The sequence below is a fragment of the Caulobacter sp. S45 genome (assembly GCF_009765965.1).
In the GTDB taxonomy this organism is placed as follows: Bacteria; Pseudomonadota; Alphaproteobacteria; order Caulobacterales; family Caulobacteraceae; genus CAHJWH01.
In genome coordinates this window covers 1,768,161-1,791,645 of record NZ_LMUL01000014.1, presented here as the reverse complement: position 1 = coordinate 1,791,645, position 23,485 = coordinate 1,768,161, and the positions used below count along the sequence as shown (strand labels likewise).

Genomic DNA, 23,485 nt, shown 5'->3' with positions numbered 1-23,485 from the left:
GCCCACGTCGCATAGCGGCGTGGGAAGGTTGAGGGGGCTCGCTGCGCCCTCAATGGCCACCCGAACGTCGACCCCTCACCCTCCCAGCGAAGCTGGGTCCCTCCCTCTCCCGCAAGGGGAGAGGGATTTCCCTAGAACGCGTACTTCAGCCCCACATTGCCGCTGTCGTAGTCGGTGGTCTTGCCGGCGAAACGGCCCTGGTAGGCGATGTAGGCGCTCCAGTGCGGGCCGATGCGTCCGTTCAGCCCCACCTGCACTTCGCCCCAGTTCCGATCCGGGGTGAAGCCGGGGATGGCGAAGGTCCCGTTCATGCTGTTCAGGCCGCCGACGACGTCGCGCTGGCGCGCATCCTCGTCATAGGCGTAGGCGATCTCGGCATAGGGGCTGAGCACGCCCCAGCTCATCGGCAGGGCGCCCTGGATGCGCCATCCGGCCTGGCCCACCAGCGACTCCCGCGACTGCGCGCCAAAGCTCATGGCCGAACTGTCGTCCCCGTCTTCATTGTATTGATCGACCTTCACGTGCTCGTAGATCGCGCCGACGAAGGGGCCGGTGTGCAGGGCGGGGCCGCCGAACCAGTAGCCGGCGTCGATATCGGCCAGCACCGTGGAGCCGCCGACGTCGCCGTTCTCCACCCGTGTGGCCTGGCCCAGCTTGAACACCCGCTGGATGTCGTGGAAATCCAGGCTGCCGAAGCCGAGCGAGCCGTCGACATAGGCGTGCTGGCGCCAGATGTATTGTCCGAAGATCGAACCCATCACCGAGGTGGTGCGGAAACGGGTCAGCTCGCCGTTCAGCCGATCGGTGGCCTCGCCGCCGGTCAGTTCGGCGCCCAGCGACACCTCGGTGTTCGGGCGCCAGTCGACGCCGGCGGTGATCAGGCCGTCGTTGTCGCGGGAGTCCGGGGTGAAGCTTTCGCTTTTGATGTGTTGATGAGCGTAGCCGCCGGTGGCGAACAGGCGCACGCCCGTCTGCCCCGAAGTCTGGTCGTACATCAGCTCGTTCCCGACCGCGTTCCGCTCGCCTTCCAGCGTCGCCAGCGGCGCCTCGGCCAGCAGGGACATCTGCTGCGGCGCGGCGATCTCGGCTTCAAGGTACTGGGCGAACAGGGCGTGGGCGGCGGTGGTGGGATGCACCCCGTCGGCGAACACGAAGTTGGTTGGCGCGGTCGGATTGACCAGGGTCTTGGGCGTGCAGTTGATAGAGCTGGCGACGGTGCAGGCCGGCACGGTGGTGTTGACGAAACCGTAGGCGGCGGGACTGGCCAGGACCTCGTTGAGCAATGCGAAGGTGTTGACCGGGATGATGCCGACCTTCGTCTGCGTCAGCCCGCTGTTCAGTACGTTGTTGAAGCCTTGCGACAAGGTGGTCAGGGCCGCCGACGATCCCGCCGCGACGGCGTTGTCCGCAGCCGCTTCCGGCGTTTTGCCGATGTCGGGCAGGTTGAACACGACGATGTAGTGGGCGCCGGCCTTCTGCAGCCCGTTGATCAGCGTCAGCTCCTGCGCCGCGGCGGCGGTGACGTTGTTGAAGGCGTCGGTCTGGCTTTCCAAGGTGCTGACGCCGGCTATGCCCTCGACGAGTGCGTTGATCTGCTGCGTCTGGGTCGCTCGCGCCGAGGCGGAGGTCGAGGCGGGAATCTGTGCGACAAGGTTCGCGGCTATGGTCGAGGCGGCGGCCGAGGTCGCGTGGTAGAAGATATCGTTGGCACCCGCGAACACGCTGTAGAGTTCGTTGGGGTTCAGCTTGGTGTTGGCGGTCAGATAGGCGTTGATCTGCTGGGTTTCGGTTGGGATGCCGGCCGGTGTGCCCGGCGCATTGGTGGTCACGCCCGCGCCGCCGAACGCGAAATCGGTCCCGCCCGCCACCGATGGGCCGAGCGGCAGGCCGTAGAAGGCCGCCACGTTCTCGATCGTCGTCAGCCCGGGATTGGTGGTGAACCGCATGATCGTGGGCGAGCCCGAGACCAGCGAGAGATTGCCGCCGTCGCTGAGGCTGTCGCCGAAAGCGGTCACGCCTGCAAATGGGCTGGGCGAGGCGGCCTGGGCCGTTCCCGTAGCCATCGCCAAAGAACCGGCAAGCGCTGTCGTCGCTACTAGAGCGCGAATCATCCCCATTCCTCCCGTACTTTTTATCGTTGCCGCCTTATGTCGCTCGATTGACGTATAGGTCAAGCCAGGCGTCGGGTCTCCCGTCAAATTCGGCGGAAATGCGACAGTTCGGTATCGGGCACCGTGCAAAACAGAAGATTTTCAGCCGCGCAGGACCCGAAACAAGCTCAATCCGCCGACGATCAAAGCCGCCCATAGCATCGTCCAGCCCAGGGCTGTGACCGGCCGCCAGCCAAGCCTGCGGGGACCGAAGAGTTCATGGTGGGTCATGGATAGTCTCCCTACCTTTTTATTTGGAGAGAGGGTCCCACGATTTCGCTCTGTTGACGAGAGCGCACTTCTAACCGCCGTGGGGGCGTCAATCAGCGGCGCCGGCTCCGGGGGTGGGGCGACCCACCCTGGGTGGGTCGAGGTGTCCGCTACAGGATGAAGCGCGACAGATCGGCGTTCTGGGCCAGGTCGCCGACGCGGGAGAGCACGTAGTCGCTATCCACCCGCACAGTGTCGCCCGCCTTGTCGGCGGCGGCGAAGCTCAGGTCCTCGACCACCTTCTCCAGCACGGTCTGCAGGCGGCGCGCGCCGATGTTCTCCACGCTGGCGTTCACCGCCACCGCGCAGTCGGCCAGCGCGTCGATGGCGTCCTCGGTGAACTCCACCGTCACGCCCTCGGTGGCGAGCAGGGCCTGGTGCTGGCGGATCAGGTTGGCTTCCGGCTCGGTCAGGATGCGGCGCAGGTCCTCGCGGGTCAGCGCCTTCAGCTCCACCCGGATCGGCAGGCGGCCCTGCAGTTCGGGCAGCAGGTCCGAGGGCTTGGAGACGTGGAAGGCGCCTGAGGCGATGAACAGCACATGGTCGCTCTTCACCGGCCCGTGCTTGGTGGAGACGGTGGAGCCCTCGATCAATGGCAGCAGGTCGCGCTGGACGCCCTCGCGGCTGATGTCGGAGCCGCCGCCGCGGCGGTCGTTGCTCACCGCCACCTTGTCGATCTCATCGATGAAGACGATGCCGGCGTTTTCGGCCAGGTCGATGGCCTCGCGTACGACAGCTTCCTGGTCGAGCAGCTTCTCGCTCTCCTCGGCGATCAGCGGGCGCCAGGCTTCCTTGACTGTGGTGCGCTGGGTCTTGGTGCGGCCGCCGAAGGCCTTGGACATCATGTCCGACAGGTTCATCACCCCGATCGAGGAGCCTGGCTGGCCGGGGATCTCGAAGGTGGGCGCGCCGCCGCCGGTCTCGGGCAGGGTCAGCTCGACCTCCTTGTCGTCCAATTCGCCGTCGCGGAGCTTCTTGCGGAAGCTGTCGCGGGTGCCGGCGTGGGCGGTGGCGCCGACCAGGGCGTCGAGCAGGCGTTCCTCGGCGGCGCCCTCGGCGCGGGCGCGCACGCCGGTCTCGCGGCGCTCGCGCACCTGGCCGATGGCCACCTCGACCAGGTCGCGCATGATCTGGTCGACGTCGCGGCCGACATAGCCGACCTCGGTGAACTTGGTGGCCTCCACCTTGAGGAACGGCGCCTGGGCCAGGCGGGCGAGCCGCCGGGCGATCTCGGTCTTGCCGACGCCGGTGGGGCCGATCATCAGGATGTTCTTGGGCGTGACCTCGTCGATCAGGTCCGCCGGTAGCCGCCGGCGGCGCCAGCGGTTGCGCAGCGCGATGGCCACCGCGCGCTTGGCCTCGGTATGGCCGACGATGAAGCGGTCGAGTTCGGAGACGATCTCGCGAGGGGAGAATTCGGTCATTCGTTAAGTCCTGACGCGCACCGAAAGGTGGGTGCGTGCTTCGAGACGCGGGTCTTCGCCCCGCTCCTCAGCATGACGAAAGATAGGGGTGATCGTAAAACGCCCGTCATCCTGAGGAGCGCCCATAGGGCGCGTCTCGAAGGACGCAGATCGCACGGCCAAGCTCAGATGACCTCCACCACCACGTTGGTGTTGGAATAGACGCAGATGTCGGCGGCGATCGCCATCGCGCGACGAGCGATCTGTTCGGCGTCGAGGTCGAAGTCCACCAGGGCGCGGGCGGCGGCGAGCGCGTAGGGACCGCCGGAGCCGATGGCGGCGATGCCGGCCTCGGGCTCCAGCACGTCGCCGGCCCCGGTGATGGTGTAGACGGCGGTGGCGTCCGCCGCGATCATCATGGCGTCCAGCTTGCGCAGGTAGCGGTCGGTGCGCCAGTCCTTGGCCAGCTCGACGCAGGCGCGGGCGAACTGATCGGGGTGGGCCTCCAGCTTCTGCTCCAGCCGCTCGATCAGGGTGAAGGCGTCGGCGGTGGCGCCGGCGAAACCGGCGATCACCCGCCCGCCCGCCAGGCGGCGGACCTTGCGGGCGTTGGCCTTGACGATGGTGGCGCCCATCGACACCTGACCATCGCCGGCGACGACGGTCTTGCCGCCCTTGCTGACCGCCAGGATGGTGGTGCCGCGCCAGCCGGGTGTATGGCTTTCAGGAGCATTCATCCCGCGGATGTGGCGGGGCGGACGGCCCGGGTCAAGTTCGAGCCAAGCCAGAGGACTGCAGTGGCGTTTTCCGACGAAGAGGTTGAGCGGTACGCCCGCCATCTGGTGCTGCGCGAGATCGGCGGTCCCGGGCAGCAGAAACTGAAGGCCGTCCGTGTGCTGATGGTGGGCGCTGGCGGGCTAGGCAGCGCCGCTGCGCCCATGCTGGCGGCGGCGGGCGTGGGTGTGCTGGGGCTGGCCGATCCGGACGTGGTCAGCCTGTCCAACCTCCAGCGCCAGACCCTCTACGCCACCGCCGACGTGGGCCGGCTCAAGGTTGAAGCCGCCACCGAACATTTGAACGCGATCAACCCGCAGGTGCGGGTCGAAACCCATCCCGTCGCTGTGACGGCCCGGAACGCGGCCGCCCTGGTCGAGGGCTACGACCTGGTGCTGGACGGGACCGACGATTTCGCTACGCGCTTTGCAGTCAACGCCGCCTGCGTGGAGGTGGGCCGGGCGCTGATCTCAGGCGCCATCGAGCGCTGGACCGGCCAGGTGGGCGTCTTCGCCGCCGGCCTCACGCGTGGCCGGGCCCTGGCCGAACGCCAGCCCTGCTACCGCTGCCTGACGCCGGAGATCCCGCCAGGCGCCGAGACCTGCGCACGGGTCGGCGTGGTTGGGGCGCTGGCGGGGGTGATCGGCGCGATGATGGCGCTGGAGGCGGTGAAGTGGATCGCGGGCGCGGGCCAGCCTCTGGCCGGGCGGCTGCTGATCTACGACGCCTTGGCGGGTGAAACGCGCACGGTCCGCCTTGGCGCCGACCCCCAATGCCCCGAATGCGGGTCGGTGTAGCTGGACGGAAGCCTCAGGTCTGGGGACCGACCAGCTTGATATAGGGGATCATCGCGGCGGCGATCGCCTCATAGGTCCGGGCGATCTGAGGCGCGCCCTTGGTCGGGGTTTCCTTCGCGGTGGTCATGGCGGCGGCGGCGGAGAAGACCTCGACGCCTTCCTGTTCTCCAATAGAGGCGGCGTAAATTCGATAGGTCGCCAGGTTGGCGTCCATCAGCTTGTCGGTCACGTTGGGGGGCGTGACGATGAACACCGTCGCGCCCTGGGCGTGGGCCTTGCGAATCATGGCGCGGAGCTTCTCGGCGAAGTCGCCGGCCTGGGTATGGGCCTTCAGGTCGCCAAAGCCGTAGGCTAGGATCAGCAGGTTGCCGGCGGGCATGCCCGCCCAGCGCTGTTCGCTGTCGGCGATGGAATCGCCGGGGAAGCCGCGGTTCTCGACCTGCACGCGCTTAGCGCCCAGCACCTTGCGCAGGTCCTGGCTGATGGTCAGCGAGGCCTGCCCGACGTCGGCGTCGTTGATGCGGTTGCGTGTGGGATGGGGTGCGACACCATAGGCGAGATCGTCGCCCTGGACGACGATCAAGCCGTGCTCGGGCACCACCGCCTCGCCATAGCTATTGGGCTGCGGGCCGATCTGGTCGGCGGTCGGTTGGAAATAGCGCCCGGTTTGCGTGGGTGAGGAGCCGTGGGCGCAGGCCGCCAGCAGAGACAGCAGCACGGGCAGGGCGAGGAGACGCAGCTTCATGCGCCCTCCCTAGCCGTCGCCGGCGCATCCGTCATCCGGTCGTGCGCGGCGAGATTGGCGGAGGCTTCGGCGAAAACGCCGCTATGCGCCTCGGCGCGGCCGTAGGGGTCGGGGTGGATCAGCAGGTCGGCGGAGGGAAAACGCGCCAGGATGCGATGTTCGGCCCGGATCAGGATGCGATGCGCCTCCTCCAGGGTCAGGCGCGGGTCCATGTCCACATGCATCTGGATGTGGACGATCGGGCCGGCGGCGCGGGTCCTGAGGTCATGCACGCTTTGGATCGCCGGGTCCTCAATCGCCAGGGCGACGATGGCGTCGCGTTCCGTGTCGTCCAGCTCGTGATCCATCAGGTTGTCGGCGGCGTTGCGCAGGGCGTGGACGCCGCCCCAGGCCAGGGCCAGCGCCACCGCCAGGCCCGCAAGGGCGTCGGCGCGGGGCGAATGCAGCAGGCCCGCCAGGACCACGCCGACGAAGGCGGCCACATTGGAGCCGGCGTCGGCGAGATAGTGCAGGCGGTCGCTCTCCACCGCCACCGAACGGCTGTCCTTCAGCACCCGCCCCTGGGCCGCCGCCACCGCCAGGGCCAGGACGGTGGAGAGCACCAGGATGGCCAGCGCAAGCCACTGGGTCTGCAAGGGCCTCGGGTCGATCAGCCGGCTGATCGCTTCGCGCGCGATAAGCGCCGCCGAGGTGAAGATCAGGGCCGCTTGCAGCAGGCTGGCGAACGCCTCCGCCTTGCCGTGGCCGAAGCGGTGCTCGGCGTCGGGCGGGGTCGAGGCGTAGCCGATCGCCGCCAGGGTGCTGCTCGCCGCCACCACGTCCAGCCCGGAGTCCGCCAGCGACGCCAGCAGCCCGACCGAACCGCTCAGCCACCAGCCGACCAGCTTGATCGCCGTCAGTCCCAGCGCCACCGAAACCGACAGCATCGCCACCCGGCGAGCGGGGAGGGTGGCGTCTTTTAGGGTCGCATGTCGGGGCGCGAGGTCGCTCATCGCGGCGACCATAACCCAGCTCGAACCGATACGGCGCCGGCCGTTGCAGGATTCACCGCCGATTCCGGCTTTTTAGCGCCGCCCGATCACCTGGCCTGATCACTTGGGATGGGTCTTCAGGTCTGGGGCGGGAAGGATTAAGTCATGCGTCATGACCGTCCTTGCCAGCCCAGCCGTCGCACCCGCCTCCGCCCTGGGGGCCAAGGGCGTCCGTTATGTCGAACTGGTCGAAGAGATCGCCGCCGTGCTGGAGGGCGAAGCCAACCAGATTGCGCGCTACGCCACCGTGGCCGCCATGCTGGCCGACGCCTTCCCGCAGTTCTTCTGGACCGGCTTCTATCTGGTCGACCCCGAAAAGCCCGAAGAGCTGGTGGTCGGGCCTTACCTGGGTACGCTGGGATGTCTGCGGATCGCCTTCGGGCGGGGCGTGTGCGGAAAGGCGGCGGCGACGCGCACGACCCAGATCGTGGCCGACGTCCACGCCTTCCCCGACCATATCGCCTGCGACAGCCGCTCCGAGAGCGAGATCGTCGTGCCGGTGCTGGACCGCAACGGGGTCCTGATCGCGGTGCTGGACGTGGACGCGACGGAGAAGGACGTCTTCGACCAGACCGACGCCAAGGGCCTGGAGGCGATCGTGGCGCGGATTTTCGGCAGCTAGTCCGGCTGGCCAGTCCTAGGCGGCCAGCGCCGGCGCCGGTTCGCGGAAGACCCAGAACCGGCAGACCAGGAAGGTGCTGACGGTGTAGACGCCCATGCCGGCGAGTTGGGCGGTCATGTGCTGGACCGCGCCGGGGCCCAGGACGTGCAGGGCGGTTTGCAGCACCAGCTGGTTCAGCACGAAGCCGGTGACGGCGGCGAGCAGGTATTTGGGACCGGAGCTGCGCGCGCGGGTCTGGCTGCGGAACACGAAGCGCCGGTTCAGCAGGAAGCCGCTCAGCATCCCCACCGCATAGCCCGCGGCGTTGGCCAGGGCCGGCGGCGCATGCAGGCCCACATCCAGCGCCGCGATGATCGACAGCCCGACCAGGGTGTTGAGCGCGCCGGCCAGGCCGAAGCGCGAGAGCTGCAGGATGTGGGGCAGATACCTACGCATGGGCGAGCGTGTAGTACTGCGCGCCGATGGGCAGGCGGGCCATGTAGCGCTCCAGCGGGCGCAGCGAGCGCAACGCGCCGGGGAAGAAGCCGGTGTAGGCGACCTCGATCCTGTCGAAGCCCGCCGCGGCCTGGCTGCGCTTCAGTTCGCCCGAGGACAGCAGCACCGCATTGGCGTCGAACGGGCAGGTGGCCACGATGTGGCGCGTGGCCGGATTGACCGGGTTGTGCTCGAAGATCGCCATCAAGCCGCCCGGCCGCAGCAGGCGGCGCAGCTGGGCGAAGATGGCCGCGTGCTCAGCCGCGTCGATATGGTGGAACACGCAGGCGGAGAAGATCAGGTCGAAGCTCTGCGCCGGCAGCGGGATCTCCACGCCGTCGTAGGGAACCAGGGTGGCGATGCCGGAGAAGCGGCGGTCGGCCACCGCCAGGCTCTTTTCCGAAACGTCCAGCCCCGTCAGCGCCGCGCCGGGGAACAGGCGGGCCAGGTGGGGCAGGGAATTGCCGATGCCCGCGCCGAAATCCATGATCGCGCGGGGCTCCGCACGGCCCGTCTCGGTCCAGCGGCGGCGGACTTCCTCGATCTTGTAGCGGGCGAAATACTCCGGGTCCTCGCCGCTCATGCGGATATTGGCGGCGTGGGTCGCGGTGTACTCGTCGGCGAACTGGTCGAACTCGGCGACGTCCATCTCAGGCCTCTCCGGCGCCGGCGGAATTGGAGCCGCCCACCACCTCGTCGATCATGAACAACGGACGTCCTTTAACTTGTGTGTAGATGCGGCTCAGATAGGCGCCGATGATGGCGATGCAGCCGAGTTGCCCCACTCCGAAGAACACCGTGATCAGCGCCAGGCTGGTCCAGCCCGGCTGGGCTGTGCCGGTCATGAAGCCGATCAGGGCGTAGACCACGATCAGAGCCGCCAGCCCCATGCCGGCGAAGGCCAGCACCACGGCGATCTTCAGCGGCGCGGTGGAGAAGCCGGTCAGCCCGTTGACCGCCAGCCGCACCATCTTGGACACGGTGTAGGCGGTCTCGCCGGCGACGCGCGGGTCGCGGTCGTACAGCACCTCGGTCTGGCGTCCGCCCAGCCACGCCACCATGCCGCGCAGGAAACGGTCCCGCTCGGGCATGGCGTTCAGCCGGTCCACGATCCGCTTCGACATCAGGCGGAAGTCGCCCACATCCTGAGGAATCTCGACCTCCGAGATCGAATGCAGCAGGCGGTAGAACAGCTTGGCGGTGGTCAGCTTGAAGACGCTCTCGCCCTCGCGATTGCGGCGGCGGCCGTAGACGACGTCGAACCCCTCGTCCATCTTGTCCATCATCGCCGACAGCACCTCGGGCGGGTCCTGCAGATCGGCGTCGATGATCAGCACCCGCGCCCCTTTGGCCAGGTTTAGCCCGGCGCTGACGGCGAGCTGGTGGCCGTGGTTGCGCGACAGGTTGACCCCCACGATCTCCTGGCGGCTCATGGCCAGGGCGCGGATGCAGGGCCAGGTGGCGTCGCGCGAGCCGTCGTTGACCAGGATCAGCTCGAACGCCGGCCCCGCCGCCGCGCGGGCCGCCGTGCACATCCGCTCCACGAAGGCCGGAAGCGCGCCTTCCTCATTGTAGCAGGGGGCGACGATGGACAGGATCATGGGGTCGCCCGTCCTGACGCCTGTCCCTGGGGCTGTCCCTGCACCGGGGCCACGAACGGCAGCACGCCGGTGAAGGCGGTGGTGTAGGCCTGATGGTAGTCCAGGCCCTTGGGATAGACGCCAAGCCCGGACGCGGTGTCGAAGAAGGTCTTCCAGCGGGCGTCGGTCATCGCCCCGATCCCGCCCGCGACCGCATCGCCCGAGCGGACCAGGCCGTACTGGCGCATCTTGGCCCGCGCCTGGGACAGGATGTCGGGCCGCATCTCCTTGTTCAGCTTCAGGATCAGCGCGTCGGCGGGGGCCGGATCGCCCTCGAGATAAGTCTTCCAGCCGATGGCGGAGGCTTCCACGAAGGCCTGCACCGCCTTGGGATTGGAGGCGATCAGCCGGTCGGGGGCCAGCACCATGGCCGCGTAGCCGGGATAACCGTTGTCGGCCAGCAGGAAGACCTTGGGCGCTTTGCCGATCTGCTGCTCGATGGTGTAGGGCTCCGACGTCGCATAGCCTTCCTGCACCGCGCGCGGATCGGCGATGAAGGGCGCGGTGCTGAAGCTGTACTTGCGCACCTGGGCGTCGGTCAGGCCGTACTTGGCCTTCAGCCAGGGCCAGAACGAGGTGACGGCGGCGTCGGCCAGCAGGATCGGATGGCCCTTCAGGTCGGCCAACCCGTTCACGCCCGCGTCCGGGTGGGCGATCAGCACCTGCGGGTCCTTCTGGAACGAGGCCATCACCGCCTTGATCGGCACGTGCTCGGCCGCCAGGTTCATCACCCCGAAGCTGTTGGAGCCAATCCCCATCTCGGCCGCGCCCGAGGCGATCAGTTCCGGTACGTTGGCGCCGGGGCCGCCGGGGATGATGGTCACGTCCAGGCCGCGCCTGGCGTACTCGCCGGTGGCGTAGGCTTCGAAGAAGCCGCCCTGCTCGGCCTCGGCCCGCCAGTCGGTGGCGAAGCGGATGGCCGTGCGCCCGCTGGCCGACGCCGACGGCTTCCTGGTCGGGGAACAGGCGGCGAGCACGAGCAGCAGCGCCAGCATGGCGGGACGGAAACGCAAGGGTGGGTTCTCCGGGGCGAACTGCCGAAATCCCATGGGCGGAACTCTAAGGCAAGCATAAGGCCCGCAACCCACGCCCTGGCGTCGCGCGGCGGATTGCGTGAAGCTGGCCCCATGACCACGCCCATTCCGGCGCCGGCCGCCGACGCCGCCCTGTACGCGCACATCCGGGTGATGGTGAGCATCATCCTGGGGCTGGCGGTCGCGCGCCTGCTGAGCGGGCTGGCGCGGTTCGCCCAGCATCCGGGGCGGCTGCGCGCCTGGTGGGTGCATCTGGGGTGGTGCGGGTGGACGCTGCTGTCGACGACGGCCTTCTGGTGGTGGGAGTTCCGCCTGGCCTATGTGCCGCAATGGAGCTTCGGCGCGTATCTGATCGTGCTGGCCTATGCGGCCGCCTATTTCGCCCTGGCCGCCATGCTGCTGCCTGACGACATCGGCGAGTATGCGGGTTTCGAGGACTACTTCCTCTCGCGCCGGCGGTGGATCTTCGCCGTGATCGCGGTGGTGTTCGTGCTCGACCTGCTCGACACCGGGCTGAAGGGCGCGGCGCGGTTCCAGGCCCTGGGGCCGGAGTATGTGGTGCGGTTCGGGCTCTATATGGTCCTGTGCGCGGTCGGGAGCTTCAGCCGCGACCGGCGGGTGCAGGCGGGGCTGATGGTCTTGGCCCTGGGCTATCAGGCGATCTACATCGCGCGTTTCTACGGCACGCTGGCCTGAGGCTGTGGCCCTGACCGGGTCAGGACTGGGACGGGACCAGCGCATCGGCCCGGCGCAGTCGCGTGGCGAAGATCACACCCATCACCGCGCAGACCGCTATCGTGTCGGCCGCCCAGTCCGTGATGCTGCTGTCGCGATGCACCCAGGGCAGCCCCTGGACGACCTCGATCAGGGCGCCGCTGCCGCTGAGCGCCGCTCCGACCCACAGCAGGGGCATGCGGGGAAAGGCCACGATGGCGCAGGCGGTTAAGGAGAAGAAGGCGCTGAAATGCTCGGCCTTGTCCCAGGGGAACAGGTGCGGCTTGTACGAATGCTCCGGCGCGAAGGCGCCCCAGGCCGTGAGCAGGATGCAGATCGCCAGCGCCATCCGCGCCGAGATGACCCAGAAAGACAGGGGAGTGCGATCACCGGGGCTCATGGCCGCTCCCTTGCCGAGCCATTGCGGCGGCGGCAAGGCTGGACGGGGCGACCCGGGCGAGGGTAGGGAAGATTGACTGGAAATGATCCAGGCCGGCATAGCTCAGCTGGTAGAGCAGCTGATTTGTAATCAGAAGGTCGCGGGTTCGATTCCTGCTGTCGGCGCCACCCTCCATCGTTCACGCCGTTAACGATCCGGCGCGCGGTCCGTGCTTTAAGCTGCGGAACACATGACGAACGCGATTCGAATCCTAGGGCTCGATCCAGGCCTCCGCCGCACCGGCTGGGGGGTGGTGATCTGTTCCGGCGCCCGGCTGACCCACGTGGCCCACGGGGTGGTCACCGCGCCCGAGAAGGGCGGTCTGGCCGAACGCCTGCTGGTGCTGCTGGAGGGGATCGCGGCGGTGATCGCCGAGCATTCGCCCGATGAGGCGGCGGTCGAGGAGGTGTTCGTCAACGTCAATCCGTCCTCCACGCTGAAGCTCGGCCACGCCCGCGCCTGCGCCCTGCTGGCCCCCGCCCAGGCCGGCCTGCCGGTGGCGGAATACGCCGCGCGGCTGGTCAAGAAGGCCGTGGTCGGCACGGGCGCGGCGGACAAGGCCCAGATCGCCTTCATGGTGCGCCGCCTGCTGCCCACCGCCGGCGAGACCACCGCCGACGCCGCCGATGCGCTTGCCGTCGCCATCACCCACGCCCACCTGCGCACGGCCTCGATGCGCGACGCGGCGCTGCGGGGCGCGGCATGATCGGGCGGCTGCGGGGCGTGGTCGCCGACATCGAGACCGAAGAGACGCTGATCGACGTGATGGGGGTGGGCTATGTGGTGCGCTGCGGCGCGCGCACGCTCCAGCGTCTGCCGCCGCTGGGCGAGGAGGCGGTGCTGCACATCGACAGCCAGACCCGCGAGGACGGCACACGGCTGTACGGCTTCCTCAGCAAGGACGACCGCTCGGCCTTCCTGGCGCTGCAGGCGATCCAGGGCGTGGGGCCCAAGGCGGCGCTGGCGGTGCTCGACGTCCTGCCGCCGGCCGAGCTGACCCAGGCCATCGCGCGGGAGGACAAGGCGGCGGTGGCCCGCGCCAGCGGGGTGGGGCCGAAGCTCGCCCTGCGCATCGTCACCGAGCTGAAGGGCAAGTCGCTGGGCGCGGGGCTGTCGATGCCGGCGCACAGCGGGCTCGGCCCGGTCGCGGCCCCCACGCCGGAACACCCTTCCGCCTCGGGCGAGGCGGTGGCGGCGCTGATCGGGCTGGGCATAGCCGAGCCGCTGGGTCGCCGCGCGGTGGAGACCGCCATCGGCCGCCTGGGCGTCGACGCCACCCTGCCCACCCTGATCAAGGCCGCCTTGCAGGAGCTTGGCCGTTGAGAGCCGCCCTATGAGCCGGTTGGTGTCCGGCGAGCCCGGCCCGGCGGAGACGGCCGACCGCGCGCTGCGTCCCCAGACGCTCGCCGAGTTCACCGGCCAGGCCCCGGTCAAGGCCAACCTCAAGGTGTTCATCGACGCCGCCCGCGCGCGCGGCGAGGCGCTGGACCATGTGCTGCTGTTCGGGCCGCCGGGCCTGGGCAAGACCACCCTGGCCCAGATCGTCGCGCGCGAGCTGGGGGTGAACTTCCGCGCCACCTCCGGCCCGGTGCTGGCCAAGGCGGGCGACCTCGCCGCCATCCTGACCAATCTTGAGCCGCGCGACGTGCTGTTCATCGACGAGGTGCACCGCATGCCCTCGATCGTGGAGGAGATCCTGTATCCGGCGATGGAGGACCACGTGCTGGACCTGATCATCGGCGAGGGGCCGTCGGCGCGCTCGGTGCAGATCCCGCTCAACCCCTTCACCCTGGTCGCCGCCACCACCCGCGCGGGCCTCTTGGCCACGCCCTTGCGCGACCGCTTCGGCATCCCGCTGCGGCTGGAGTTCTATACGCCTAAGGAACTGCAATCGGTGCTGGGCCACGGCGCGCGCAAGATGGGGATCGAGCTGGCGGCGGACGGGGCGGCCGAGATCGCGGCCCGCGCGCGTGGCACCCCGCGCGTGGCCGGCCGCCTGCTGCGCCGGGTGCGCGACTTCGCCGAGGCGGACGGGTGCGTGGTCATCGACCGGCTGGCCGCCGCCAAGGCGCTGGCCCGGCTGGAGGTGGACGAGGCCGGGCTGGACGGGCTGGACCGCCGCTACCTGCGCGCCCTGATCGAGACCTATGGCGGCGGCCCGGTGGGCGCCGAGACCCTGGCCGCCGCCCTCGCCGAGGCCCGCGACGCGGTCGAGGACGTGATCGAGCCCTACCTGCTGCAACAGGGCTACGTCCTGCGCACCCCGCGCGGCCGCGTGGCGGGCGGCAAGGCGTACGAGCACCTGGGACTCAAGCTGCCCGCGCAGAAGCCGCCGCAGGGTGGGCTGTTCGAGGAGTGAGGGGGGCTGAGACAGCAATGCGGCCCGAGTAAGGGGCAGCACAATCTGACTCAGCAAATGGTGCAGTGGGGAAAAGGGATTCTGTTCAAAGGGTTAGGCGTGTTCTCAGCACGACGGCGAGAATTTCTTTTAGAGTCATTGACTTAAGCGTGCCAATCGGTGACGATTCTGAGGTCCTTAGGTCGGGCAATGGGTAACCACCCCCGTAGCGTCCGTGCAGCACGCTTGGCATTTGAGCTGGGCTATTCGGCGGCGGAGTAGACGGCCTAGGGGCTACCTGCCCGCCACTGGTCAGGGTAGCCGAAGTGTCGAAATATCTCGAGTTGTTCGGACTGCGTTTTGTTTATTAGCTTGCCCAACGTCGGCATTAATTTGACGCCATAGCCGGCGATCGCCCCATTTGGCTCTGGCCAGCGCGCCATTCTTGGCGCTAACGCCTTTGCAAAGCGCGGATCGCATGCTCCCGTGTCCCATCTATCGGCGGCCTTAAAGAGAGCGCTGGCAACTATGTCCGGCATCTTTAAGCCGTCATGGCCAGTGTGATTTTGAACTTCCAGAAGCCGCATATCCATAGTTTCATAAACCAAATTTCCTGCCGTCAGAAATTGGTTTTCACCCTTTGATCGAAGCCAGCTATAGTAGGCGTTCATTTGAGAATATGATAAACCGCCTCGCTCGCTATAGACCAATTTGACCTTTCGGATTTCTCCATAATCTTTTAAAGAACGATGTTCCGCCCAATGCGTCACACGTTCGAGTAGAAGGCGAGTCATCCAGCAATAAAACCAATTGTCTGAGCGAATTTTCTCAGCGAAAGGATTGCGCCAACCGCGCATATTTTGTTTGTTCGATGCAACGGCAAAGCATCTGACGGGGAGGCTGGCGACGTGTTCGCAGGCTTGAAGTTTGCGAGTCGGATTGAGCTTTGCGAAATGAACCTCCCGCATCTGACGGCTGTTTAGAGTCGACATCAGTGTGCCGTTCCAGGCGGATAATTGCGCTTCTCTCGAAGCTGCAACGACAACTGCTGCGACTATCAACCATTCACTCGAGCCGCGCTCATCCAAGGGCTTTACCCTGGTAATGCCTGGGTCGCCCGACTCGTCGATATATGCAACGTAGTCGTAGTTCGGCGGCGCATCTGCATTAGGCATGATGACGAGAATCGTTCATCAACCACCGATTCGCGCAAGTGTTATTGACAACTGATACGCGACCGAGCCCTTAGCAAAACAAATTTCACGGCTCTGGTTCACAGAGCGAGGACGAGGGCCCTCAACAAAGAGCAGTGTTGGCCAATGGGAATGCGAGACTTAAACTTGTACCCGCCCCGCCAACCGATCCACCACCGCACACACCGCCTCGAACACATAGTCCGGCCGCGTCACGCTCACCGGGCCGACCCCCACTTCCGCCAGGGCCGCCGCCAGATCGAACAGGGCGCTTTCGGGGGCGAGCAGGCCGTCAGCCACCGCGTCTGCCGCAGGCGACCGCGCTACGTTAGCTCTGATCGCCTATCTCTAACCTCTGATGCCCAAAACTTTTCACCAGGCAATCCGTTTTGCGGACCCGGATGAACCATGGTCCCGTTTCCGGGAGACCATTCGGGTCCGGGCTCGATCCGGAGACGAGCCAATCTTCCCCTAAATCCGTGGATCGCAACGGCTGCTGTTGGGCGAGTTTCGCCGCGCCGTATAACCTCTTCAAAATAATGGTCGCGAACGCCTCGGCCACTTCCTCATTTTTGAGCAAGGGGCCAAACAGCGGTCCGAAGAGCTGCATATAGCCCGTTTCGGAAGTGTCGTTCATGCCGTTCCCCCATTTGCAATCGGGAGGTAACGATACGTTCGTCTTTTGTTCCACGCAAGGTGGGCGCTGAAATCGGATTACGTTTGCGGAGGCGCATTTAAGCGCGGTGACTCACCCGCTCCGCCAACCGATCCACCACCGCGCACACCGCCTCGAACACATAGTCCGGCCGCGTCACGCTCACCGGGCCGACGCCGGCCTCCGCCAACGCCGCCGCCAGATCGAACAAGGCGCTCTCCGGGGCCAGCAGGCCGTCGGTGCGGCGGGTGGCGCCGGCGGTGAGCCAGGGGGCGACGGCGGCCTCCGCTACGGTGTCCGCCTCCGGGGGCCAGCGCAGGGAGGCGAGCTTGCGGGCGCGGGCGCGGGCCTCGGCGGTGGAGACCAGCCGGCGCACCGAGCCGAGCTGTCCCGCCGTCCAGGGCGCGCGCAGGGATGCGGCGAGCTGGGCCTGGCTCTTCAGGATCACCCCGTCGGAGATGATCTTCAGATTGTTGGCGGCCAGCGTCGCGCCGGTGGTGGTGATGTCGACCACCAGCTCGGCCAGGCCCGCGGCCGGCGCGCCCTCGGTGGCCCCGCCGCTCTCGACGATGCGGTAGTCGGCAACCCCCTTGGCCGCGAAGAAGGCGCGGGTCTGCACCGCATACTTGGTGGCCACGCGCAGCCGCCCGCCGGTGCGCGCCAGATACAGGTGCGCCACCTCCTCCAGGTCGGCCATGACCTCGACGTCGATCCAGCTCTGGGGCGCGGCGACCACCAGATCGGCCCGGCCGAAGCCGAGCGCACGCAGCAGCATCACACGGTCATCCGTATGCGGATCGTCGGTGAGCGAGCCGCTCTCGCGCAGCAGATCCTCGCCAGTGACGCCCAGGTGGATGTCGCCGGCGTCCAGCGCCGCAGCGATGTCGGAGGCCGACATCAGCCGCACGTCGACCTGGGGCAGGCCGCGCAGGCGGGCGCGATAGCCGCGCTCGCCACCGTCGGTCTCCAGCGTGAAGCCGCAGTCGGTCAGCCAGCCGTCGACCTGTTCCTTCAGACGCCCCTTGGAGGGGATGGCGAAGATGAGGGGTTCGCTCACGCCTTGGCTCCTGACCACGCCCGGCCGGGCCGGACCATGCAGCCCACCGCGCCGCCGCCGGCCGGCGCACCGAGCCGGGTCAGCAGGCCGTCATAGCGTCCACCGCCCACCACCGGCTGCTCGAAGCCGAGCGCCAGGCTGCGCACCTCGAACAGCACGCCGTCGTAATAGCCGAATGGGCGCACGAAGCCCGGCGACAGGATCAGGGCGTGTTCCGGCACGCCGGCCCGCTCCAGCGCCATCAGCCGCCGCGTCCAGGGCTGAAGCTGGATGTCGAACTCCGCCTTGGCCTCGTAGGCCAGGCTCTCGACCCGCTCCAGCGCCTCCTTGGGCGGGGCGACGATGTCGAGATAGCGGCCGATCAGGGCGGCCTCGGCGGGGGTGAGGCGCGGGCCCTGGGCCTGTTCGGCGCGGGTGGTCAGGCGATGGGCGATCTCGGCCGGGGCGCGGCCGCCGACCGGGCGGATGCCGGCCAGCTTCCACAGCTCGTCCAGCACGTCGGCCGCTTCGCTCTCGGGCAGGCCGCTGAGCAGTTCGGCCAGCCGCCCGCCCGCCGCCGGGCCGGCATGGGCCTGGGCGCGGGCCAGTTCGGTCTTGACGTTGCGGCCGGCGGCGAAGGCGCGCTTCAGTCGGGCCTGGATGGGTTGAGGCAGGTCGAGCGCCGCCAGGAAGGCGCCGAAAAGGGCGACGTCGCCAAACACCAGCCCCAGGTCCTGGCGCCCTCCGGCGCTGGCCGCATGCCAGCCGAGCGCGGCGATCTCCACCTCCTGCTGCACCGGGTCGGCGCTGGCGCCGTAGACCTCGACCCCGATCTGCAGGAACTCCACCGGCCGGTCCTGGGCCTGGGCGACGCTGCGGAAGGCCTTGCCCTCGTAAAGGTAGCGTCCCTCGGCGGCGCCCGACGCCAGGTGGGCGGTGGCGACGGGGATGGTGAAGTCCGGCCGCAGGCAGGCCTCGGTCGAGCCCTCGCCCTGGACCACGAACAGCCGCCCGCGCATGGCCTCGCCGGCTAGGTCCAGCAGCAGGGTCAGGGGCTGGAGCATCGGTGTGTCGGTCCACACCCCGCCCGACGCCTCGCCGAACGCCTGGAACGGGGCGCGGATGGCGGCCAGGATCGGGGCCGGCGGCGCGGGCTCGGTCAGCAGGGCGGTGGCGTCCGGCATCAGGATCAGCCTTCCAGGATGCGGCGGATGTGGGCGACCAGATCGGCGCGCGGGATGGTCGCCTGGCCCGGCCGCTCGTTGCGCCAGGCCTGGTTGTCGCTGACCTTGGACGCCAGCTCGCGGCCGAGGTCCAGGTCCTTCACCGTGGCCGTGCCGGCGGCCAGCTCGTCGTCGCCGACGATGATGGCGGCGGGCGACAGGCGGCGGTCGGCGTACTTCATCTGCGCCTTCATGCCGGATGCGCCCAGATAGACCTCGGCCGCGATCCCCGCCGCGCGCAGCTCGCCGGCGATGGCGAAGTAGTCGGCCATGTTGGCCTCGTTGAAGGCGATCACCACCACCGGCCCGCGGGTGGTCGCCGCCGCCTCGCGTCCCGCCGCGCGCAACGCCGAGGCCAGCCGGCTGACGCCGAAGGAGAAGCCGGTGGCGGGCGTGCGCTCGCCGGTGAAGCGCGCCACCAGGTCGTCGTAGCGCCCGCCGCCGCCGACCGAGCCGAAGCGGACCTTGTGGCCCTTCTCGTCCAGGGTATCGAGCAGCAGCTCGGCCTCGAACACCGCGCCGGTATAGTATTCCAGCCCACGCACCACTGAGGGGTCGAAGGCGGCCTGGTCTTCGGCCACGCCCAGCCCCTTCAACGCGGCGTCGATACGCGCCAGGTCGGCCAGGCCCTCGTCGCCCTCGGCCGAGCCGCCGATGACGTCGGCGATCTTGGCCAGGGTCTCGGCGCGCGACCCGCCGCCCGCCGCCACGAAGGCCAGCACGCTCTCCGCGCCCTTGGCGTTCAGGCCCGCGCCCTTGGTGAAGGCGCCGCTCTCGTCCTTGCGGCCCTCGCCCAGCAGCAGGCGCACGCCGTCCGGCCCCAGCCGGTCCAGCTTGTCCACCGCGCGCAGCACCGCCAGCTTCTGGCCGCCGTCCACCACGCCCGCGGACGACAGCAGGCCGTTCAGCAGCTTGCGATTGTTGATCTTCAGCATGGCCGCCCCGCGCGGCAGGCCGGCGGCCTCCAGCCCCTCGACCGCCATGGCGATGATCTCCGCGTCCGCCTCGGGGCGGGCGGAGCCGACGGTGTCGGCGTCGCACTGGATGAATTCGCGGAAGCGGCCGGGGCCGGGCTTCTCGTTGCGCCACACCGTGCCGAAGGCGTAGCGGCGGAACGGCTTGGGCAGGGTCTCCCAGGTCTGGGCGGCGAAGCGGGCCAGCGGCGCGGTCAGGTCGTAGCGCAGCGCCATCCACTGCTCGTCGTCGTCCTGCATGGCGAACACGCCCTCGTTGGGACGGTCGCTGTCCGGCAGGAACTTGCCCAGCGCATCGGCGTACTCGAAGGCCGGGGTGTCGAGCTGCTCGAAGCCGTAGCGCTCGTAGACCGCCGAGACTGCCATCAGGATGGTGCGCTCGGCCCGCAGGTCGCGGGCGCGCCGGTCCTGGAATCCTCGCGGCGAGCGGGCTTCGGGGCGGAACGGAACGGTATCGGACATTTGGGCGCAGCCTGACTTACAGCCGGGCGTGCCTAGCGGATCGGGGCAGGTGCGGCAAGGAAAGGGCGGCCGCGACGGCGATCCGCCAAGCCCTAGGATGTTCACCACGATCGGGCCCTGCGGCCTGGGGTTATTGCAATCCGGCCCGCGGCGGCGGTTGGCGGCGGCGCGAAAGCCTTTTTACGCTTGGGGTGAGTCGGTTCGCCGCGCCTTAAGATTCAAAACGTTAATGAGGAGTCTTGCGAGTTGACTCGAAATCAGGGATGATTCTCAACGCTTTGTTGAGCATTAACTTTTCTTAAGCGACTCGCCCGGTACGGTGGCGGGAAATGGGTTGCGCCAGAAGGCGCGGCTTTGGGGGCCGTTGCGGGGCTGGAGAATACAGATGCGCGTTCTGCTGATCGAAGACGACAGCGCCACCGCACAGAGCATCGAGTTGATGCTGAAGTCGGAAGGCTTCAACATCTACACGACCGATCTCGGCGAAGAGGGCGTCGACCTTGGCAAGATCTACGATTACGACCTGATCCTGCTGGACCTGAACCTGCCCGACATGAGCGGGCTGGATGTGCTGCGCCAACTGCGCGTGGCCAAGATCAACACGCCGATCATGATCCTGTCGGGCTCGACCGAGATCGACACCAAGGTGAAGACCTTCGGCGGCGGCGCGGACGATTACCTTACCAAGCCCTTCCACAAGGACGAGCTGATCGCGCGCATCCACGCGGTGGTCCGCCGGTCCAAGGGCCACGCCCAGTCGGTCATCACCACCGGCGACATCCTAGTCAACCTCGACGCCAAGACGGTCGAGGTGAACGGCTCGCGCGTCCACCTGACCGGCAAGGAGTACCAGATGCTGGAGCTCCTCTCGCTGCGCAAGGGCACGACCCTGACCAAGGAGATGTTCCTGAACCATCTCTACGGCGGCATGGACGAGCCCGAGCTGAAGATCATCGACGTCTTCATCTGCAAGCTGCGCAAGAAGCTGTCGGCGGCCACCGGCGGGTTCAACCACATCGAGACGGTGTGGGGGCGCGGCTACGTCCTGCGCGATCCCAACGAGAGCAGCGCGGTTTCGGCGGCCTGATTGTTTCTCCTCTCCCTTGACGGGAGAGGAAGGGGCCCATCGCTTAGGCGATGGGAAGGCGAGGGTGGACGGTGGCGTGATGCGCCATCTGCGCCCTTTCCTGTTTCGTTCGTAGACCACCCTCACCCCAACCCTCTCCCGTCGAGGGAGAGGGGGAAGACGCGTGCTACGCCTTGCGCCGGTTGACCCTCGCGGCGCCTGCCCCTATCCGCTCCCTATGTTGCATGGCCTGATCCCCCTGGCGCGTGAAGCGCGAAGCTGGCCGTTCGAGCAGGCCCGCGCCCTGCTTGCGCGGATTTTGCGCGTGCGCCTGGACGGCGAGGCCCAGCACGAGGCCGCCGCCCTGATCGCCGACGGCCGGCTGGACGAGGTCCTGACCCGTTTCCCGGCGCTGGCGGCGACGCCGGTCCGGCTCGAGACCGGCTACGGCCCCTCGGGCCTGCCGCACCTGGGCACCTTCCAGGAGGTGCTGCGCACGACCATGGTGCGCACCGCCTTCCGCGCCTTGACCGACGACCGCATCCCCACCGAGCTGATCTGCTTCAGCGACGACATGGACGGCCTGCGCAAGGCGCCGCCCAACGTGCCTGACCAGGCCTCGCTGCTGGAGGACATGGGCAAGCCGCTGACCGTGGTGCGCGATCCCTTCGGCGAGCACGCCAGTTTCGGCGCGCACAACAACGCCCGGCTACGGGCCTTCCTCGACCATTTCGGTTTCGAGTACAGCTTCCGCTCCTCGACCGAGGCCTACAGGTCCGGTGTGTTCGACGAGAAGCTGCAGCTGGCGCTGGAACGGTTCGACGAGATCCAAGCGGTGATGCTGCCCACGCTTGGTCCGGATCGCCGCGCCACCTATTCGCCCTTCCTGCCGATCAGCCCCACCACCGGCCGGGTGCTGCAAGTCCCGACGCTCGAGCGCAACGTCGAACGCGGGACCATCGTGTTCGAGGACGAGGACGGGACCAAGACCGAGCTCCCCGTCGTCGGCGGCGCGGTCAAGCTGCAATGGAAGCCGGACTGGGCCATGCGCTGGGCCGCGCTGGGCATCGACTACGAGATGAGCGGCAAGGACCTGATCGACTCGGTCAAGGTCTCCAACCGCATCTGCAGGATCCTCGGGGGTGTCCAGCCCGAGGGCTTCAACTACGAGCTGTTCCTCGACGCCGAGGGGGCCAAGATCTCCAAGTCCAAGGGCAACGGCCTGACCATGGAGGAGTGGCTGCGCTACGGCGCGCCGGAAAGCCTGGCCTACTACCTGTTCGCCTCGCCCAAGTCGGCCAAGCGGCTGCACTTCGACGTCATCCCCAAGGCGGCCGACGAGTACCTGCAGCAGCTCGACGCCTACCAGGGCCAGGAGCCGGCCAAGCGGATCGACAACCCGGTCTGGCACGTCCACTTCGGCGACGCGCCCCGCACGAGCTCGCCGGTTTCGTTCAGCCTGCTGCTGAACCTGGTCTCGGCGGCCAACGCCTCGGACAAGGCGATCCTGTGGGGGTTCATCGACCGCTATATCGAGGGCGCGACGCCGCAGAGCCACCCGCTGCTCGACCGCATGGCCGACAACGCCATCCACTATTACGAAGACTTCGTGCGGCCGAACAAACGCTTCCGCCTGCCCGACGACCGCGAGCGCGCCGCCATGCAGGACCTGGCCCAGCGCCTGCGCGCCCTGCCGCCCGGATGCCAGGACGCCGAGCTGATCCAGGCCGAGGTCTACGAGGCCGGCAAGGCCGCCGGGTTCGAGCCCCTGCGCGGCTGGTTTCAGGCCCTGTATGAGGTGCTGCTGGGCCAGAGCCAGGGTCCCCGCTTCGGCTCCTTCGCCGCCATCTTCGGCCTGGACCGCACGCTTGCCCTGATCGAGCAGGGCGTTTCGGGCGCGCTGTACGACGCGCAGGGCGGGGCGGCGCGAGCGTAAGATTGCCGTTTCAGACCGGCGCGTTCAGCTCGAACTCTTCGAGATACATAAGCGTGCTGATGTGGTGGCTTAGGCCAAACTCGAGCCGGAGGTTGTACCCAGTGTCGTATACCCTGACCGCTCCGATCCGGCTGGGATCTTCTTCCGAGTCCATATCGAAATAGAGAGTCTCCAAGCCGATATAATAGCCGTTTTTCAATTGAATTCGTCGGTCAACCGTCTCGGTTTCATCCAAAGGTTTTACCTTCAATAAGAAGTCGTTGTAGCCAGGTCTATGGCCCGGGTCATCGACGTATATCAGTACGGAGTCGGTCTTCCTCCCGATGCCTATCCACGGGAAATAGGTCCGTTTTCCAGCTCGATGCGACTCGGGAGGGAGAAGGATGGTCTCGATAGTCCAGCCTTGCACGAGGGCGATCAGAGCCTCGTCCGCGCGACGACTCGTTATCCTGAGTGACGGGCCAGATTTCTCCTCGTCCGGCATGGCGGTGGTTGTCCCGAACTTCGTT

General features: G+C 67.9%; 26 protein-coding genes and 1 tRNA gene. 9 read left to right on the top strand and 18 right to left on the bottom strand.

Annotation, left to right across the window (positions count from 1 at the left end; translation table 11 throughout):
- Positions 1-131: 131 nt before the first annotated feature.
- The 4 genes from GSQ87_RS15410 to hslV form a co-directional block, all read right to left on the bottom strand.
- Positions 132-2,063, bottom strand: coding sequence for an autotransporter domain-containing protein (locus GSQ87_RS15410; protein WP_158916235.1), 1,932 nt, complete (start codon positions 2,061-2,063; stop codon positions 132-134).
- Between the two features lie 189 nt (positions 2,064-2,252).
- A complete protein-coding gene (locus GSQ87_RS22955) occupies positions 2,253-2,381 on the bottom strand; it encodes a hypothetical protein (protein WP_256375890.1) in 129 nt (42 codons plus the stop codon).
- A gap of 149 nt (positions 2,382-2,530) precedes the next feature.
- Positions 2,531-3,844 (bottom strand): ATP-dependent protease ATPase subunit HslU, encoded by a 1,314-nt coding sequence (hslU, locus tag GSQ87_RS15405; protein ID WP_158916234.1) that lies wholly within the window; start codon positions 3,842-3,844, stop codon positions 2,531-2,533.
- 164 nt (positions 3,845-4,008) lie between these two features.
- Positions 4,009-4,560: an ATP-dependent protease subunit HslV gene (hslV, locus tag GSQ87_RS15400; RefSeq protein WP_158916233.1), complete on the bottom strand. Its 552-nt coding sequence runs from the start codon at positions 4,558-4,560 to the stop codon at positions 4,009-4,011.
- Between the two features lie 60 nt (positions 4,561-4,620).
- Between hslV and GSQ87_RS15395 the strand changes: the two genes are divergently transcribed.
- A complete protein-coding gene (locus tag GSQ87_RS15395; RefSeq protein WP_158916232.1) occupies positions 4,621-5,394 on the top strand; it encodes a molybdopterin-synthase adenylyltransferase MoeB in 774 nt (257 codons plus the stop codon).
- A gap of 13 nt (positions 5,395-5,407) precedes the next feature.
- Here the strand turns inward: GSQ87_RS15395 and GSQ87_RS15390 are convergent, their stop codons facing one another.
- Positions 5,408-6,139, bottom strand: coding sequence for an SGNH/GDSL hydrolase family protein (locus GSQ87_RS15390; protein ID WP_158916231.1), 732 nt, complete (start codon positions 6,137-6,139; stop codon positions 5,408-5,410).
- Positions 6,136-7,131, bottom strand: coding sequence for a cation diffusion facilitator family transporter (locus GSQ87_RS15385; RefSeq protein WP_158916230.1), 996 nt, complete (start codon positions 7,129-7,131; stop codon positions 6,136-6,138). The genes GSQ87_RS15390 and GSQ87_RS15385 overlap by 4 nt, the downstream gene beginning before the upstream one ends.
- 151 nt (positions 7,132-7,282) lie before the next feature.
- Between GSQ87_RS15385 and GSQ87_RS15380 the strand changes: the two genes are divergently transcribed.
- A complete protein-coding gene (locus GSQ87_RS15380; RefSeq protein WP_158916229.1) occupies positions 7,283-7,792 on the top strand; it encodes a GAF domain-containing protein in 510 nt (169 codons plus the stop codon).
- 15 nt (positions 7,793-7,807) lie between these two features.
- Here GSQ87_RS15380 and GSQ87_RS15375 read toward each other — a convergent pair whose 3' ends face one another.
- Genes GSQ87_RS15375 through GSQ87_RS15360 form a run of 4 tightly spaced genes read right to left on the bottom strand, consistent with a single transcriptional unit; the run spans position 7,808 to position 10,901 of the window.
- Positions 7,808-8,227 carry a GtrA family protein gene (locus GSQ87_RS15375; RefSeq protein WP_158916228.1) on the bottom strand — a complete coding sequence of 140 codons (420 nt, stop codon included), beginning with the start codon at positions 8,225-8,227 and terminating at the stop codon, positions 7,808-7,810.
- Positions 8,220-8,915, bottom strand: a complete 696-nt coding sequence (locus GSQ87_RS15370) for a class I SAM-dependent methyltransferase (RefSeq protein WP_158916227.1) — start codon at positions 8,913-8,915, stop codon at positions 8,220-8,222. Before GSQ87_RS15370 ends, GSQ87_RS15375 begins: the two co-directional genes overlap by 8 nt.
- A 1-nt stretch (position 8,916) precedes the next feature.
- Positions 8,917-9,867: a glycosyltransferase family 2 protein gene (locus tag GSQ87_RS15365; protein WP_158916226.1), complete on the bottom strand. Its 951-nt coding sequence runs from the start codon at positions 9,865-9,867 to the stop codon at positions 8,917-8,919.
- Complete coding sequence (locus GSQ87_RS15360) at positions 9,864-10,901, bottom strand: ABC transporter substrate-binding protein (RefSeq protein ID WP_158917756.1); 1,038 nt, start codon at positions 10,899-10,901, stop codon at positions 9,864-9,866. The genes GSQ87_RS15365 and GSQ87_RS15360 overlap by 4 nt, the downstream gene beginning before the upstream one ends.
- A 132-nt stretch (positions 10,902-11,033) precedes the next feature.
- Between GSQ87_RS15360 and GSQ87_RS15355 the strand changes: the two genes are divergently transcribed.
- Positions 11,034-11,636, top strand: a complete 603-nt coding sequence (locus tag GSQ87_RS15355) for a hypothetical protein (RefSeq protein ID WP_158916225.1) — start codon at positions 11,034-11,036, stop codon at positions 11,634-11,636.
- A gap of 19 nt (positions 11,637-11,655) precedes the next feature.
- Here GSQ87_RS15355 and GSQ87_RS15350 read toward each other — a convergent pair whose 3' ends face one another.
- Entirely contained in the window at positions 11,656-12,054 is a 399-nt protein-coding gene (locus GSQ87_RS15350; RefSeq protein ID WP_158916224.1) for a hypothetical protein, read from the bottom strand.
- A 91-nt stretch (positions 12,055-12,145) separates the two neighbouring features.
- Here GSQ87_RS15350 and GSQ87_RS15345 point away from each other — a divergent pair.
- The 4 genes from GSQ87_RS15345 (at position 12,146) to ruvB (ending at position 14,452) form a co-directional block, all read left to right on the top strand.
- Positions 12,146-12,221: transfer RNA gene (locus GSQ87_RS15345), tRNA-Thr, on the top strand.
- A 62-nt stretch (positions 12,222-12,283) separates the two neighbouring features.
- Positions 12,284-12,799: a crossover junction endodeoxyribonuclease RuvC gene (ruvC, locus tag GSQ87_RS15340; RefSeq protein ID WP_158916223.1), complete on the top strand. Its 516-nt coding sequence runs from the start codon at positions 12,284-12,286 to the stop codon at positions 12,797-12,799.
- A complete protein-coding gene (ruvA, locus tag GSQ87_RS15335) occupies positions 12,796-13,416 on the top strand; it encodes a Holliday junction branch migration protein RuvA (protein WP_158916222.1) in 621 nt (206 codons plus the stop codon). The genes ruvC and ruvA overlap by 4 nt, the downstream gene beginning before the upstream one ends.
- Positions 13,417-13,426: 10 nt before the next feature.
- Positions 13,427-14,452: a Holliday junction branch migration DNA helicase RuvB gene (gene ruvB, locus GSQ87_RS15330; protein ID WP_158916221.1), complete on the top strand. Its 1,026-nt coding sequence runs from the start codon at positions 13,427-13,429 to the stop codon at positions 14,450-14,452.
- A 266-nt stretch (positions 14,453-14,718) separates the two neighbouring features.
- Here the strand turns inward: ruvB and GSQ87_RS15325 are convergent, their stop codons facing one another.
- The 6 genes from GSQ87_RS15325 to hisS all read right to left on the bottom strand — a co-directional run bounded on the left by GSQ87_RS15325 (position 14,719) and on the right by hisS (position 19,974).
- Positions 14,719-15,606: a DUF3800 domain-containing protein gene (locus GSQ87_RS15325; protein ID WP_158916220.1), complete on the bottom strand. Its 888-nt coding sequence runs from the start codon at positions 15,604-15,606 to the stop codon at positions 14,719-14,721.
- A 159-nt stretch (positions 15,607-15,765) separates the two neighbouring features.
- Positions 15,766-15,924, bottom strand: coding sequence for a hypothetical protein (locus tag GSQ87_RS15320; RefSeq protein ID WP_158916219.1), 159 nt, complete (start codon positions 15,922-15,924; stop codon positions 15,766-15,768).
- 28 nt (positions 15,925-15,952) lie between these two features.
- On the bottom strand, positions 15,953-16,261 hold the full coding sequence (locus GSQ87_RS15315) for an NTF2 fold immunity protein (protein WP_158916218.1): 309 nt from the start codon (positions 16,259-16,261) through the stop codon (positions 15,953-15,955).
- A gap of 97 nt (positions 16,262-16,358) precedes the next feature.
- Positions 16,359-17,336, bottom strand: a complete 978-nt coding sequence (gene hisG, locus GSQ87_RS15310; RefSeq protein ID WP_158916217.1) for an ATP phosphoribosyltransferase — start codon at positions 17,334-17,336, stop codon at positions 16,359-16,361.
- Entirely contained in the window at positions 17,333-18,499 is a 1,167-nt protein-coding gene (locus GSQ87_RS15305; RefSeq protein ID WP_158916216.1) for an ATP phosphoribosyltransferase regulatory subunit, read from the bottom strand. Before GSQ87_RS15305 ends, hisG begins: the two co-directional genes overlap by 4 nt.
- A gap of 5 nt (positions 18,500-18,504) precedes the next feature.
- Positions 18,505-19,974, bottom strand: coding sequence for a histidine--tRNA ligase (hisS, locus tag GSQ87_RS15300; protein WP_158916215.1), 1,470 nt, complete (start codon positions 19,972-19,974; stop codon positions 18,505-18,507).
- Positions 19,975-20,359: 385 nt separating this feature from the next.
- Here hisS and ctrA point away from each other — a divergent pair, with 385 nt between their 5' ends.
- Entirely contained in the window at positions 20,360-21,061 is a 702-nt protein-coding gene (gene ctrA, locus GSQ87_RS15295) for a response regulator transcription factor CtrA (protein WP_158916214.1), read from the top strand.
- Positions 21,062-21,278: 217 nt separating this feature from the next.
- A complete protein-coding gene (locus tag GSQ87_RS15290) occupies positions 21,279-22,976 on the top strand; it encodes a lysine--tRNA ligase (RefSeq protein WP_158916213.1) in 1,698 nt (565 codons plus the stop codon).
- 10 nt (positions 22,977-22,986) lie between these two features.
- Here GSQ87_RS15290 and GSQ87_RS15285 read toward each other — a convergent pair whose 3' ends face one another.
- The gene (locus GSQ87_RS15285) at positions 22,987-23,460 is read right to left on the bottom strand and encodes a hypothetical protein (RefSeq protein ID WP_158916212.1); all 474 of its coding nucleotides are present in this window, start codon (positions 23,458-23,460) and stop codon (positions 22,987-22,989) included.
- Positions 23,461-23,485: the final 25 nt, after the last annotated feature.

Excerpts from the sequence above, each read along its gene's own strand:
- GSQ87_RS15380 (WP_158916229.1), top strand. The coding sequence starts at position 7,283 with ATGACCGTCCTTGCCAGCCCAGCCGTCGCACCCGCCTCCGCCCTGGGG.
- GSQ87_RS15410 (WP_158916235.1), bottom strand. The coding sequence starts at position 2,063 with ATGGCTACGGGAACGGCCCAGGCCGCCTCGCCCAGCCCATTTGCAGGC.
- GSQ87_RS15355 (WP_158916225.1), top strand. The coding sequence starts at position 11,034 with ATGACCACGCCCATTCCGGCGCCGGCCGCCGACGCCGCCCTGTACGCG.
- ruvA (WP_158916222.1), top strand. The coding sequence starts at position 12,796 with ATGATCGGGCGGCTGCGGGGCGTGGTCGCCGACATCGAGACCGAAGAG.
- GSQ87_RS15365 (WP_158916226.1), bottom strand. The coding sequence starts at position 9,867 with ATGATCCTGTCCATCGTCGCCCCCTGCTACAATGAGGAAGGCGCGCTT.
- GSQ87_RS15285 (WP_158916212.1), bottom strand. The coding sequence starts at position 23,460 with ATGCCGGACGAGGAGAAATCTGGCCCGTCACTCAGGATAACGAGTCGT.
- GSQ87_RS15305 (WP_158916216.1), bottom strand. The coding sequence starts at position 18,499 with ATGCCGGACGCCACCGCCCTGCTGACCGAGCCCGCGCCGCCGGCCCCG.
- GSQ87_RS22955 (WP_256375890.1), bottom strand. The coding sequence starts at position 2,381 with ATGACCCACCATGAACTCTTCGGTCCCCGCAGGCTTGGCTGGCGGCCG.
- GSQ87_RS15325 (WP_158916220.1), bottom strand. The coding sequence starts at position 15,606 with ATGCCTAATGCAGATGCGCCGCCGAACTACGACTACGTTGCATATATC.
- GSQ87_RS15360 (WP_158917756.1), bottom strand. The coding sequence starts at position 10,901 with ATGCTGGCGCTGCTGCTCGTGCTCGCCGCCTGTTCCCCGACCAGGAAG.
- ruvB (WP_158916221.1), top strand. The coding sequence starts at position 13,427 with ATGAGCCGGTTGGTGTCCGGCGAGCCCGGCCCGGCGGAGACGGCCGAC.
- GSQ87_RS15290 (WP_158916213.1), top strand. The coding sequence starts at position 21,279 with ATGTTGCATGGCCTGATCCCCCTGGCGCGTGAAGCGCGAAGCTGGCCG.
- GSQ87_RS15315 (WP_158916218.1), bottom strand. The coding sequence starts at position 16,261 with ATGAACGACACTTCCGAAACGGGCTATATGCAGCTCTTCGGACCGCTG.
- GSQ87_RS15375 (WP_158916228.1), bottom strand. The coding sequence starts at position 8,227 with ATGCGTAGGTATCTGCCCCACATCCTGCAGCTCTCGCGCTTCGGCCTG.
- ctrA (WP_158916214.1), top strand. The coding sequence starts at position 20,360 with ATGCGCGTTCTGCTGATCGAAGACGACAGCGCCACCGCACAGAGCATC.
- GSQ87_RS15385 (WP_158916230.1), bottom strand. The coding sequence starts at position 7,131 with ATGAGCGACCTCGCGCCCCGACATGCGACCCTAAAAGACGCCACCCTC.
- GSQ87_RS15390 (WP_158916231.1), bottom strand. The coding sequence starts at position 6,139 with ATGAAGCTGCGTCTCCTCGCCCTGCCCGTGCTGCTGTCTCTGCTGGCG.
- GSQ87_RS15350 (WP_158916224.1), bottom strand. The coding sequence starts at position 12,054 with ATGAGCCCCGGTGATCGCACTCCCCTGTCTTTCTGGGTCATCTCGGCG.
- hslV (WP_158916233.1), bottom strand. The coding sequence starts at position 4,560 with ATGAATGCTCCTGAAAGCCATACACCCGGCTGGCGCGGCACCACCATC.
- GSQ87_RS15370 (WP_158916227.1), bottom strand. The coding sequence starts at position 8,915 with ATGGACGTCGCCGAGTTCGACCAGTTCGCCGACGAGTACACCGCGACC.
- hisS (WP_158916215.1), bottom strand. The coding sequence starts at position 19,974 with ATGTCCGATACCGTTCCGTTCCGCCCCGAAGCCCGCTCGCCGCGAGGA.
- hslU (WP_158916234.1), bottom strand. The coding sequence starts at position 3,844 with ATGACCGAATTCTCCCCTCGCGAGATCGTCTCCGAACTCGACCGCTTC.
- ruvC (WP_158916223.1), top strand. The coding sequence starts at position 12,284 with ATGACGAACGCGATTCGAATCCTAGGGCTCGATCCAGGCCTCCGCCGC.